This is a genomic window from Blautia sp. CAG:257 (assembly GCF_000433815.1).
GTDB classification, from domain to species: Bacteria; Bacillota; Clostridia; order Lachnospirales; family Lachnospiraceae; genus Blautia_A; species Blautia_A caecimuris.
Genome location: NZ_HF999071.1, coordinates 16,339 through 28,256 on the forward strand (window position 1 = coordinate 16,339; position 11,918 = coordinate 28,256).

The 11,918-nt window shown below is 42.6% G+C and carries 10 protein-coding genes; 6 read left to right on the top strand and 4 right to left on the bottom strand.

Going from position 1 to position 11,918, the window contains the following annotated elements; genetic code table 11:
* The 3 genes from QVP40_RS08910 to truA form a co-directional block, all read left to right on the top strand.
* Positions 1-566 (top strand): ATP-binding cassette domain-containing protein (locus tag QVP40_RS08910; RefSeq protein ID WP_288200431.1); only part of this gene is annotated, 566 nt, incomplete at its 5' end.
* Positions 563-1,366: an energy-coupling factor transporter transmembrane component T family protein gene (locus QVP40_RS08915; RefSeq protein ID WP_022068106.1), complete on the top strand. Its 804-nt coding sequence runs from the start codon at positions 563-565 to the stop codon at positions 1,364-1,366. The genes QVP40_RS08910 and QVP40_RS08915, both read left to right, overlap by 4 nt.
* Positions 1,363-2,106 (top strand): tRNA pseudouridine(38-40) synthase TruA, encoded by a 744-nt coding sequence (truA, locus tag QVP40_RS08920; RefSeq protein WP_022068107.1) that lies wholly within the window; start codon positions 1,363-1,365, stop codon positions 2,104-2,106. The genes QVP40_RS08915 and truA overlap by 4 nt, the downstream gene beginning before the upstream one ends.
* 10 nt (positions 2,107-2,116) lie before the next feature.
* Here the strand turns inward: truA and QVP40_RS08925 are convergent, their stop codons facing one another.
* A complete protein-coding gene (locus QVP40_RS08925; RefSeq protein ID WP_022068108.1) occupies positions 2,117-2,884 on the bottom strand; it encodes an NYN domain-containing protein in 768 nt (255 codons plus the stop codon).
* 189 nt (positions 2,885-3,073) lie between these two features.
* On the opposite strand from QVP40_RS08925, the gene QVP40_RS08930 reads away from it, so the two are divergent.
* Complete coding sequence (locus QVP40_RS08930) at positions 3,074-4,243, top strand: cation diffusion facilitator family transporter (protein ID WP_022068109.1); 1,170 nt, start codon at positions 3,074-3,076, stop codon at positions 4,241-4,243.
* An 80-nt stretch (positions 4,244-4,323) separates the two neighbouring features.
* Here QVP40_RS08930 and QVP40_RS08935 read toward each other — a convergent pair whose 3' ends face one another.
* From QVP40_RS08935 to QVP40_RS08945, 3 genes are all read right to left on the bottom strand, one after another.
* Complete coding sequence (locus QVP40_RS08935; RefSeq protein ID WP_022068110.1) at positions 4,324-5,850, bottom strand: response regulator transcription factor; 1,527 nt, start codon at positions 5,848-5,850, stop codon at positions 4,324-4,326.
* Positions 5,822-7,798 carry a cache domain-containing sensor histidine kinase gene (locus QVP40_RS08940; RefSeq protein WP_022068111.1) on the bottom strand — a complete coding sequence of 659 codons (1,977 nt, stop codon included), beginning with the start codon at positions 7,796-7,798 and terminating at the stop codon, positions 5,822-5,824. Before QVP40_RS08940 ends, QVP40_RS08935 begins: the two co-directional genes overlap by 29 nt.
* Positions 7,799-7,979: 181 nt before the next feature.
* Positions 7,980-9,299, bottom strand: a complete 1,320-nt coding sequence (locus tag QVP40_RS08945) for an extracellular solute-binding protein (protein WP_022068112.1) — start codon at positions 9,297-9,299, stop codon at positions 7,980-7,982.
* Positions 9,300-9,561: 262 nt separating this feature from the next.
* Here QVP40_RS08945 and QVP40_RS08950 point away from each other — a divergent pair, with 262 nt between their 5' ends.
* Complete coding sequence (locus tag QVP40_RS08950; RefSeq protein WP_022068113.1) at positions 9,562-10,470, top strand: carbohydrate ABC transporter permease; 909 nt, start codon at positions 9,562-9,564, stop codon at positions 10,468-10,470.
* Positions 10,471-10,483: 13 nt separating this feature from the next.
* On the top strand, positions 10,484-11,839 hold the full coding sequence (locus tag QVP40_RS08955) for a carbohydrate ABC transporter permease (protein ID WP_022068114.1): 1,356 nt from the start codon (positions 10,484-10,486) through the stop codon (positions 11,837-11,839).
* Positions 11,840-11,918: the final 79 nt, after the last annotated feature.

Genomic DNA, 11,918 nt, shown 5'->3' on the forward strand with positions numbered 1-11,918 from the left:
TTGGCCCCATGAATCAGGGAATGAGCCGTGAAGAAGCAGAGGCTGAAGCAAAAAAAGCGCTTCTTCAGGTTGGATTTAAAGAAAAAAATTTCAGTAAATCGCCTTTTGAACTTTCCGGAGGTCAGAAAAAAAGAGTTGCCATTGCAGGCGTTCTTGCCATGAATCCCAAAATCCTGATCCTGGATGAGCCTACAGCCGGACTTGATCCCAAAGGCCGGGACGAGATCCTGGATCAGATATCAGAGCTTCATAAGGCTCGTGGAATCACCATCATTCTTGTATCCCACAGCATGGAAGACGTGGCAAAATATGTAGAACGTCTGATCGTGGTAAACCGTGGACAGATTGCCTTTGACGATACTCCAAGAGAGGTGTTCAGCCATTATCAGGAGCTGGAGGCTATGGGACTGGCAGCGCCTCAGATTACCTATATTATGCATGCCCTGAAACAGAAAGGGCTGAAAGTAGATCCCAATGCGACAACTGTGGAGGAGGCGAGGGACGATATTCTCAGAGCGCTGAAAGAAGCAGGCTCTCCTCTTTTGAAGGGAGGAAATGAGAAATGATCAGAGACATTACGATTGGCCAGTATTATCCTGCGGATTCCCCTCTTCATAAACTGGATCCCAGGACAAAGCTGATGGGAACCCTTGTTTTTATTATTTCTGTGTTCCTGTTCAATACGATTCCGGGGTATGCAGTGGCAACAGTATTTCTGGCTGCTGTAATAAAAATATCAAAGGTTCCTGTAAAATTTATTTTTAAGGGGCTGAAAGCAATTTTTATTATCCTGATCATCACCATGGTGTTTAATGTATTTCTGACACCAGGTGAGGTGCTCTGGAGTTTTGGCTTCCTTAAAGCCACAAGAGAGGGAATTTCACTGGCCGGAAAGATGGCGATCCGTCTGATCTATCTGGTGATCGGTTCTTCTCTTATGACGCTGACCACGACACCAAATCAGCTTACAGATGGTCTGGAGAGAGGTCTGCGTCCTCTGAATAAGATTCATGTGCCGGTTCATGAAATTGCAATGATGATGTCCATTGCCCTTCGGTTTATTCCCATACTTCTGGAGGAAACAGACAAGATCATGAAGGCGCAGATCGCAAGAGGAGCAGATTTTGAGAATGGAAATCTGATTCAGAAGGTGAAAAATATGGTTCCCCTTCTGGTGCCACTGTTTATCTCTGCATTTCGCCGGGCCAATGATCTTGCTATGGCAATGGAAGCAAGATGCTATCACGGAGGAGACCAGAGAACTCAGATGAAACCTCTTCATTATGAAAAAAGGGATCATGTAACCTATATGATACTGGCTTTGTATCTTGCAGTTGCAATTGGATTTCGGGTGGCAGGAATATGAAAAGAGTAGGACTTGTAGTTGCCTATGACGGCACAAATTACTGCGGCTGGCAGATCCAGCCAAATGGAATCACCATTCAGGGAGTTCTCAATGATACATTGTCAGAGCTTCTGGGCGAAAAAATAGAGACAATAGGAGCAAGTCGCACAGATGCAGGAGTGCATGCCCTGGGGAATGTTGCTGTGTTCGACACAAACACAAAAATTCCCGGAGAAAAAATTTCCTATGCGCTGAATCAGAGGCTTCCGGAGGACATCCGCATACAGCTTTCCGAGGAAGTGGAACCGGATTTTCACCCAAGATACTGTGACAGTGAAAAAACTTATGAGTACAGGATTCTCAACAGGAAATTCCCCGTGCCTACAGAAAGACTTTATTCTTATTTTTATCATTATAAGCTTGATGTGGAAAAAATGAGAGAAGCTACCTCTTATCTGATTGGCCGTCATGATTTTGCCAGCTTCTGCGGTACAGGAGCCCAGGTAAAATCAACGGTCCGGACTGTGACGGGAATTGATGTATGGAGGGACGGAGATATTGTTACTATCCGTGTTTCCGGGGAAGGATTTCTGTACAATATGGTAAGAATTATTGCAGGAACTCTGATACAGGTGGGAAACGGACAGTATCCGCCGGAGAGAGTCCGCGAGATTCTTAATGCCTGCGACCGTTCTGTTTCCGGTCCGACAGCGCCGGCTCACGGACTGACTCTTATGGGAATTGAATTTTTTGATTCATAAAAATGAAAGATCATTTACACTTATATGCAATGATAGTGACAGTTCCCTTTCCGGGATAGCGCTTCATTGCATATTTTTTTGGAAAAGCTTCAATAAGATCAGGAAGCTTCATAAAGCCGTAGGTGCGGGCGTCAAAGTCCGGCTTTGCACGTTTGATATACTGACCGGCAGAGCTGACATTGACATAGCGGTCATCATCCTGATATTTATCCCAGGCAATTTTCAGAAGCTTGTGAATATCTCGCAGCTCATCGGTATTTGACTGCTCTTCAGGATCACTGCCAGCAGTTTCTTTTCGTCCGTTTGTTTTGCTTTCCGATCTGGAAGAAGAGATTTCTGAGGATTTGCTCATGTTTTCCAGGAAAAGAAATTCATCGCAGGCATTGCGAAAAGCAGAGGGAGTTTTCTTCTCGCCTACGCCCATTACATACACACCGGATTCATGGAGCCGGATAGCAAGAGGGGTGTAGTCGCTGTCGCTGGCAACGATCACAAAAGCGTCATAGATTTCTTTGTGGAGCAGATCAAGAGTGTCAATGACCAGCGCCATGTCCGTGGCGTTTTTGCCGGAAACATAGTCAAACTGCTGCTCTGCTTTGATGGCAAGTCTTTTCAGTTCATCTTCCCAGTTTTTCAGAGCTTCTTTTCTCCAGTTTCCGTAAGCTCTTTTTACAACAATACGTCCATAAGCAGAGAGTTCCTGTATTACAGTTTCCAGTTTGGAAAGCTGAGTGTTGTCTGCATCGATCAGCAGAGCGATTTTTTCAAGATTCTTCATAATGGGCTATTCTCCTGTTTAAAATTCTGTCATAAAAGCTGAAATGGATATGTCCTGAAAACAGATAGTTTTCTGTATAGATTTATATATGCAATATAGCATTTTTTCGGTTAAAAGTAAATATTTCTGGAATTTTATCATAGAATGTGTTAGAATCGAGGGAATGAAACAGGAATAGGAGATGGAAATATGATTCAGTTTTTGGCTTCGATTTTTATTAAAAACAGGCAGGATTACAGTTCTCCGGCAGTGAGACAGGCATACGGGACTCTCTGCGGTGCTGTGGGGATCGGGCTAAATATCCTGCTTTTTCTGGGAAAATGGATGGCCGGATTTTTGAGCGGTTCCATAGCCATTACTGCAGATGCATTTAACAACCTTTCTGATGCGGGCTCCTCGATCATAACCCTGATCGGTTTCCGGATCTCCGGACAGAGACCAGATCCGAAACATCCTTTCGGACACGGAAGAATGGAGTATATTTCAGGACTTCTGGTATCAGTTGCCATACTTGTTATGGGATTTGAGCTTGTAAAGTCTTCCATAGAAAAGCTGATCCATCCGGAGCCGGTAGAAAGCAGCCCTGTGATCATTGGTATTCTGGCTGTGTCCATTCTGGTAAAGGTATATATGTTTTATTATAACCGGGCCGTAGGGAAAAAAATAGAAAGCGCTGCAATGAAAGCGACTGCAATGGACAGTTTAAGCGACACCGTTTCCACAGCCCTTGTTCTGGCGGCTACGGTGATCAGCCAGTTTACAGGACTTCTTCTGGATGGATGGTTTGGTATTCTGGTGGGACTGTTTATTCTGTATACAGGGGCCTCTACCATAAAGGAAACCATGGATCTTCTTCTGGGGCAGCCGCCAAAGGAAGAATTTATTGAAGAGATCAGAGATATTGTTACTTCTCATAAACTGGTATATGGAATCCATGACCTGATCGTCCACGATTATGGCCCGGGCCGACTGATGATCTCACTTCATGCGGAAGTAGATGCAGAGGGAGATATCCAGGAAATTCATGAACAGATTGATCATATTGAGCATGAGCTCCAGGAAAAACTTCACTGCTCTGCAACGATCCACATGGATCCCATTGTTACAGATGATAAGGAAATACTGGATATGCAGGAAAAGGTGAGAACAGTTGTGAAGACAACAGACGAATCTTTCAGTATGCATGATTTCCGAATGGTAAAGGGACCTACCAATACAAATCTGATTTTTGATGTGTCTGTGCCAAGCTGCTGCCAGAAGACAGACAATGAGATTATGAATAACCTGAAAGAAAAGATAAAAGAACTGCCCGGAGGACAGTATTCTCCGGTGATTCAGATCGACCATGAGTATTATTGATGGAAAAGGAGCCACCACGAGTTAAAGCGGTGACTCCTTTGATTTTCTATCATCTGAACCGGGATACGGCAGATATGTTTTTATTTTTTCAGATTTTCTCTGTATTCTCTGGGTGACATGCCGGTATACTGTTTAAATACTTTGCTGAAATATCTGGGATTGTCGTATCCGGTTATATCGCAGATTTCAATTATTTTTTTGTCAGAGTTTATAAGAAGTTCTTTCACTTTTTCCATTCGTATTTCTGTAAGATATTCCACAAAATTATGACCGGTTTTTTCTTTAAAAAGTCTGCTCAGATAATTAGGATGTAAGTAAAACTGCTCGGCAAGGGAATTAAGGGTAATGTTTTCTGCATAATTACGGCGTATAAAAATCTGGATCTCCCGTATAACATCTTTTCCGAGAGACTGTTCGTTAAACTGATTTAAAAGGCTGATCAGCCAGTCAAGATATTTTGTCATACAGCCGGTACATCCCTGATAGTTCTGAGAAAGAAGAATACTGCTTAATACCTGATTCAGACTGGAATGAAGTTCCTTTTCCGGAAGGGAAAGATCCTTCAGACAACTGTTCAGTTCAATAAGAAAACTGATACATGCAGTCTGATACTGGGTGAGAGAAATATCCTGACTGAGGACAGATGTCAGTGATGTATTGAGAAGAGAAGGGACTTCATCTCTTGTTTCAGGATTGGTAAGCTTCTGGAAAAGCTGTGGCAGGATATCCTGAAGTGGAAGAGCATTTTTTGAAAACAGTTTTTCAATGTTCTGATAAAGAATGGTTCCCTCTTTGCTTCCGGCACGGTGATAGTGCTGAGCCCGGCAGGCTTCTTCCCATCCCTCATGAAGAGCATCCAGACCGTATTTCTGTTTGCTTGCTCCGGTTGCCCATTCTTCCAGCTCTGGGCACAGTTGTTCCAGAAGCGTGGTGAAAGAATGAAAGTCGTTCTGTGGATCCCACGGAATCAGGCAGAAGAGGGAAAACACCTCATCTTCAAGAAAAATTGCAGACGGCACAAGGGCGGAAATCTGCCCTCGCATCTGTTCTTTTTTGCAGGTGATATCTTCCTCAGAGAGTTTTCTGTCTTTCAGCATCAGAGACAGCCCGTACCAGGATTCCAGGGCGGGAAGATTAAAGCGCACAGCATCCGCTTTTGAGTAGCCTTTGGCAGCAGAAAGGAGCAGTGCTTCCATCCGGTTGCATCGTATACGGTTATCATCCTGTATGGCATCAAAATCATTTTTCAGGCGTTCCAGAAGTGCCTCAATATCTTTCAGTACCACAGGCTTTGTCAGATAATCTACGGCTCCGTTACGGATCGCTTCCTGAGCGTAGGAAAAATCAGAGTACCCGCTCAGGATCACGGATTTTACATCAGGATATTCCTGTCTGATAATACGGAGAAGCTCAAGTCCTGTTTTGCCCGGCATACGAATATCCATAAAAGCTACGTCAATATGGCTTTTTTTCATAACAGAAAGAGCCTCGTCCACACTGGAAGCAGTTGCAGCAACTTCAAATCCGTATTTTTTCCATTTTACAAACTGCGCCAGTCCGCGGCATACAATTTCTTCATCATCTACAATCAGTACCTGATAGATCATAAATATCTGTTCCTCTCATATTTCCTGCCATATTTTCCGAATGATCCCTCAGGGGCAGGAGTATTTTGATTTCTGTACCCTTTCCGGGAGAACTGGAAATGTGGATTCCGTAATCTTCCCCGTAAAAAAGGCGGATTCTCTGATGGACATTCACAAGTCCGATACTTTCATCAGAGACTTCTTCCCTGTTAAGAGACTGTTTAAGAGAAGCAAGCTCTTCCCCGGTCATACCCTTCCCGTTATCTGTTATAAGAATATACAGATTTCCATTTTCAGAAAAAGACCGGAGGCGGATAAAATAACCATGGCTCGCATCTCCGAAAGCATGGACCACTGCATTTTCCATAATAGGCTGCAGCATAAACTGTGGGATATAAACTTCATTTTCATTTACTTCTGTTTTCACAATAAGCTGTATTTTATCGCTGTGGCGGAAATTGATCACATCCATATAGATCGAAGCATGTTCGATTCCTTCTTTTAACGGAATTGTGTTTCCACCGGTTTTCATTCCAAGCCGGCAAAGACGGCTGAATTTTTCAATCATCTCTGTAACAGGACTTTCGCCATTGGTCTCATACATGGCTTCCCAGCGGATGATATCCAGAGTATTATAAAGAAAATGAGGATTGATCTGCATAAGCATGGCATCCAGCTGAGCGTTTTTCCAGCTTAGCAGAGTACGTTGCCGGCGGATTTCTGAAATATATACCTGATCAATAAGATGATTGGTGTTTTCTGCCATTTCGTTGAAACGGTTTCCAAGATCAGTGATCTCGTCATGACCGCTGTTTTCATACCGGGCAGTCCATTTTCCGCTGCCTGTTTTTTTCATTACATAATTCAGTTTTTTCAGAGGGTCGGAAATACTGAAGGTTACATAATAGGAGAGAATAAAGCAGGCGATCACTGTTCCGGCAAGCACCAGGAGACAGAGGTTACGGATATGAAACGGATGTTTCATAAGTGTATTCAGATCAGCAACATAGCAGGTGAAAAGTCCTGTTCCCGGAATCTGTTCATAGGCAAGAAGTACATTCTGTCCGTTGATCAAAGTGCGTTCAACGCTTTTTCCTTTACTCTGCATCTGCTGGTAAAGGACAGGATCATAAGGAAGAGAGGGGGCATTGATACTGGGGTTAAACCAGTGGAGGATCCCGTCTTTTCCAATGAGAAAGGTATTGCCGGTATTGTCGTCATCCATAGTGCCTTCCACAGCGTCGAAAAAAGTATCCGGATCAATATTAAAAAGCAGAACACCAAGAAATTCCCGATCATATGGTCCATAAACGGCGATGCCAAGAGTGATGATATTGGCAAAACCGTATACATTCTGTTCATTCTTATAAAAAATATCTGTCTGTTCCCGACTGTCCATCCATACAGGATATCCCCTTTTTTCCTGTGGAAGAAGATAAAATTCAGACTGATAAAAGGAATCCAGATCCCGGATAGTCCCGCCTCTCTGGAAGCCGTTTTCCTCTACCATATGGTACTGACAGTCCGGAGTGACAAACTGAATATTTACAATATATTTCTGATTCTGTCGCAGATCATAGAGCCTGTTTTCTATCAGGAATGTATTTTTTTGAAACTGCGTTTCTTCTTCCGGGGTCCGGTTCTGAGAAAGAGCAGAATTTTCTGAGACAGCATTGAGGATATGGATATCATCATAAAAATTCAGAGCAGTATTTTCGTAATCTTTCATGGTGTCCTGGATTTTCAGACCTGCATTCTGTACTAACATAGTGGTATATCGGTCAAGGTTCAGGCTGATCTCTCTGGAATACTGAAAGAATGAAAAAAACGTCAGAAAAAAAGCAGAAGTAAGCAAAAGCACCAGAAAAGAAATATTCAGTCGTTTAAAAATGCCTACTTTGCGAAGCCTGCGGATTACCAGAGCATTCCATTTATGTCTGAGGGTGCGGATAAAAGTGAACAGTTTCATACAAAACCTCCGGACGGATATATATGGATACCATACATAAAGTTTTATTTATTATAGCACAGTCAGTGAAAAAAGGCATCATATAAAGAAAGAACTGTTTTCCTGCATGGCTGAAGCAGGAAGAACAGTTCTTTACTTTATATTTTATGCCTGAAAAATAACATAAAAGGAATTCATACTATTATTTTTTATTTGCCTCATTGAACTTTTCAAGAGCTTCTGATTCACACTGTTTCTGTGCGTCTGCAAATTCTTTTTCAGGATCTGCATTAGGATCGGTGAGGATTTTCTGGACAGCACGGTCAACATAGGAACCGAAATCAGCTTTTCCATAAAATTCCAGACGGCCAACAGTTTTTGCTGCTTCCAGTACTTCTTTGTATTCTTCCGGGAACTCGTAGAAATCAGTTACGCTCATATCATCACGTGGAATAATTACCGGGCTTAAAGCGCCTTTTGTTGCAAGATTCTCAAAGTAGGAAGAGAAGTAGTCTTTTGAATTATAAAATTCAATATATTCCCATGCAGCGTCTTTTTTGGCCTGATCAGCTTTTGCGTTAATAACATAGGTGCTTCCTGCAATGGCTGTGGTCTGTTCTCCGGAAGGTCCGGCAGGAGGCAGGCAGAGACCGATATCGTCAGGATCCATTCCGTTGGAAACAGCATCTGATACCCAGTCAGACGCAAATGGCATCATGCCGATCTTGCCCATTGCAAAGTCCATGGTAAGATCTTCAAATTTCAGTGTCAGATCGCTCTGAAGGACGCCTTCGCTTTTTAACTGCTGATAATATTTAGCGGCTTCAATAACAGCCGGGTCAGTAAAGGTAAGCTCTGCGGTTCCGTCTTCATTTTCTTTTGTCAGATCACCGCCTGCCTGCCATACATAGTACTGGAAGAACCATTCTGTCCATTCAGCAGCCAGAGTTGCGTAGCCTGCAACCTGATTTTCAGGGTCATTGATTTTTTTTGCCATATCAAGAGCTTCTTCCCATGTTTTCGGAGGTTCTGTCAGACCTGCTTCCTCAAAGAGCGCTTTGTTGTAACCGAAAAGCATTGGAGAAACAGTGGAAGGAATACCGTAAATCTGTCCGTCTCTTGTGAACATATCTACATACTCTTTGGTAAAGTTTCCCCATTCATCCCAGTTATCTGTATAAGCGTTCAGAGGTTCCAGGATACCTGCCGCAATATAGGAATCCATCATGGTAAAAGAGCAGTTTACAAGATCCGGCGCGGTTCCGGAAGCAACACCCTGATAAAATTCATTTCCAGGATCGCCTTCTTTTACAACTTTGTTTAATGTGATCCAGGGATGCTCTTCCAGAAACTGTTCTTCCATGGAGAGAGACCAGTCATCCTGAGTACGGCTTGTTACCCAGATAGTAAGTTCTACCGGCTCATGTTCTTCCTCTGCTGCAGAAACAACAGTAGCACCTGCAAAAGTAGTTGCTGCCATGGAAAGGCAGAGAAGAGTTGCGAGAAGTTTTTTCTTCATCATAAATATATCCTCCTTTTTACTGACATATTCTATGCCGTTGTTTTGTCCTGTAATTAATCATAACAGATAAATTTACTTATGAAAATAGAATAAAATTAACGAAATTGCATAAAAAAGGTCACTTTTTTTAAGGTGCAGCAGGAACACGGTTCAAGACGTTAAAAAAAGTGACCTGAAAGTAAGGTTAGTATATTTCAGAAAGCATTACGTTTCTTTATACTCTAAGCTAACAGAATCATGCAGAAAAATGGAGGTACGGAAAATGAGTAAGAAAAAGAAAAGATCTCTTGCCGTAAAGCCGGGCAGCTATATGTTCCGGAAAAAAATAACGCCGTGGTGTATCCTGTTTCTTCCCATGGCATTTACTGTGTGGCTGAAATATTATCCTATTTTCAGCGCATTTTATATTTCTCTGTTTCAATATGACCCAATCAATCCTCCGGGAAAATTTGTGGGATTTGAGAATTATATGGAAATGTTTCAGATGCAGTTTTACTGGGATTCCTGGAAAAACACCTTTATTTTCCTGATGCTGCAGCTTTGCATGTGTTTCTTTATCCCGCTGATTCAGGCGCTCCTTCTGAACGAGCTGATCAAATTACAGAAATGCCTGACAACACTTTATATTCTTCCGGCTCTGATCCCTACTTCAGTAAATGTGATCATCTGGAAATGGATCTGGCATCCGGATTATGGCGTGGCAAATCAGATCGTGCAGTTTTTCGGCGGAGAGCCTCAGACTTGGCTCAGTGATCCGAATCTGGTAAAATTCTGTATTATCTTTCCGGGGGTGCTGGGAGGCGGTCTGACCGTACTGCTTTATCTGTCAGCCATACAGGGAGTCTCCACAGATATCATGGAATCGGCAGCTCTGGACGGATGTACAGGATTTAAAAAGATCATACATATTATACTTCCAAACATTTCCTTTATGATCTTTATTCAGCTTATTATGTGTGTGATCACAACTATGCAGATGCTGGATGCTCCTTATATGTATGCATCCGGAGGACCCAGCGGAGCATCTACCACACAGGGTATTTTTATTTACAATGCATTTAATCAGGATCTGAATTATGGACGCGGTTCTGCTGCATCGGTAGTTCTGCTGATCGTGATAGCGGCCCTGACTATGATGCAGATGCATTTTGAAAAGTCAGAAAACAACTAGAGGGGGCAGAGCAATGAAAAGCTTAAGAAATAAAAATAAAATCCATTATGGAAAATCAGAGCGCTGTCTTAAGATCGTGGCAGTTGTGGTATCCCTGTTGTTTGCGGCGCTGATGCTGTATCCCATGATTTTTGCCGTATCCAGCTCCATGAAGGATAACTCGCAGATTTATGAGGTGCCTCCGAAGCTTCTTCCGGGCAGCGCAAACAGTGTGTCTCTTGTGTTTGATTACTCCGGTCAGGAATTTGAAAGTGAAGAGGCCTTAAAGGATCAGATGATGCAGGACAATGTGCTTGCCATGTTCGGAACCAACTTCAAGCTTGCGGATCAGTCTATTATGGAAATTCAGGTATATGGCACAAAGGACGGAAAAACACTGTTTCATTCCAGAGCGCATCAGATGAAGCTGCAGATGGAATGTGACTATGGTATTTATAAGAGAACTGCGATCAAAAAAGAGATTCTTCTGCATGATGACCGCTATATCCGTGCATGTGAGTCTATCGGATATGAATTTGACGCAGACGGGATTGATAAAAAGGTAGAAGAAGGACTTGGAAACAATTTTACTGAACAGGTAAGCTCTGTGCTGAATGAAAAATATCAGACTGTCGGAAAACTGGTAAGTGTAGGTGATAAGACAAAGAATCTTCTGAATCTGGAAAGCTTTAAATATTATCTGGATATGCCTGCCTATATTTATCCTCAGAGCGAACGGATCGTCAAAATGGGATTTATGACTTTTGTGATCAACAGTGTGATTGTTATTGGTTTTGCAATGGTTGCCCAGGTGATCCTCTGTTCCGTATGTGCTTTTGTGATCAGCAGACAACTGTCAAAAAGAACCGGAAAATTTGTACTGATGTTTTTCCTGGGCGGAATGATGGTTCCTTTTGCAAGTATTATGCTTCCTCAGCTGATCATGTATAAGGAAATGGGAGCTTATAATAACTATGCGGCGCTTCTTCTTCCGTTCCTTTATCCGTACGGCTTTTATGTGTATCTGTACAAGGGATTTTTTGATCAGATCCCGGGAAGCTATTTTGAAGCAGCCGCGTTGGACGGAGCCGGAAGCTGGTATCTTTATTCCAGAATATGTATGCCCCTGTCCAAGCCGATTATTTCTCTTATTGCGCTGCAGACATTTATTGGAAACTGGAATGATTTTTTCTGGGCATGGCTGGTAACAGAGGATCAGAATCTGTGGACCTTAAATGTGGCTCTTTATAATATTTCCAATAATGCAGGAACCAAACAGAATGCTCTGATGGGGCTTGCTGTTGTGACCATCACACCAGTGATACTGTTGTCTATTCTGTTTTCCAGACAGCTGAAGCAGAGCATTGTGGCATCAGGAGTCAAAGGCTGACGATGGGTGTAATAATTGAAAAACAGAAGAATCCTGTTGCTGAAAACTGGAAAAAAGGGTATGATAAAATCATAGAGTC

Excerpts from the sequence above, each read along its gene's own strand:
- QVP40_RS08925 (WP_022068108.1), bottom strand. The coding sequence starts at position 2,884 with ATGAAGAATCTTGAAAAAATCGCTCTGCTGATCGATGCAGACAACACT.
- truA (WP_022068107.1), top strand. The coding sequence starts at position 1,363 with ATGAAAAGAGTAGGACTTGTAGTTGCCTATGACGGCACAAATTACTGC.
- QVP40_RS08950 (WP_022068113.1), top strand. The coding sequence starts at position 9,562 with ATGAGTAAGAAAAAGAAAAGATCTCTTGCCGTAAAGCCGGGCAGCTAT.
- QVP40_RS08935 (WP_022068110.1), bottom strand. The coding sequence starts at position 5,850 with ATGATCTATCAGGTACTGATTGTAGATGATGAAGAAATTGTATGCCGC.
- QVP40_RS08940 (WP_022068111.1), bottom strand. The coding sequence starts at position 7,798 with ATGAAACTGTTCACTTTTATCCGCACCCTCAGACATAAATGGAATGCT.
- QVP40_RS08915 (WP_022068106.1), top strand. The coding sequence starts at position 563 with ATGATCAGAGACATTACGATTGGCCAGTATTATCCTGCGGATTCCCCT.
- QVP40_RS08955 (WP_022068114.1), top strand. The coding sequence starts at position 10,484 with ATGAAAAGCTTAAGAAATAAAAATAAAATCCATTATGGAAAATCAGAG.
- QVP40_RS08945 (WP_022068112.1), bottom strand. The coding sequence starts at position 9,299 with ATGATGAAGAAAAAACTTCTCGCAACTCTTCTCTGCCTTTCCATGGCA.
- QVP40_RS08930 (WP_022068109.1), top strand. The coding sequence starts at position 3,074 with ATGATTCAGTTTTTGGCTTCGATTTTTATTAAAAACAGGCAGGATTAC.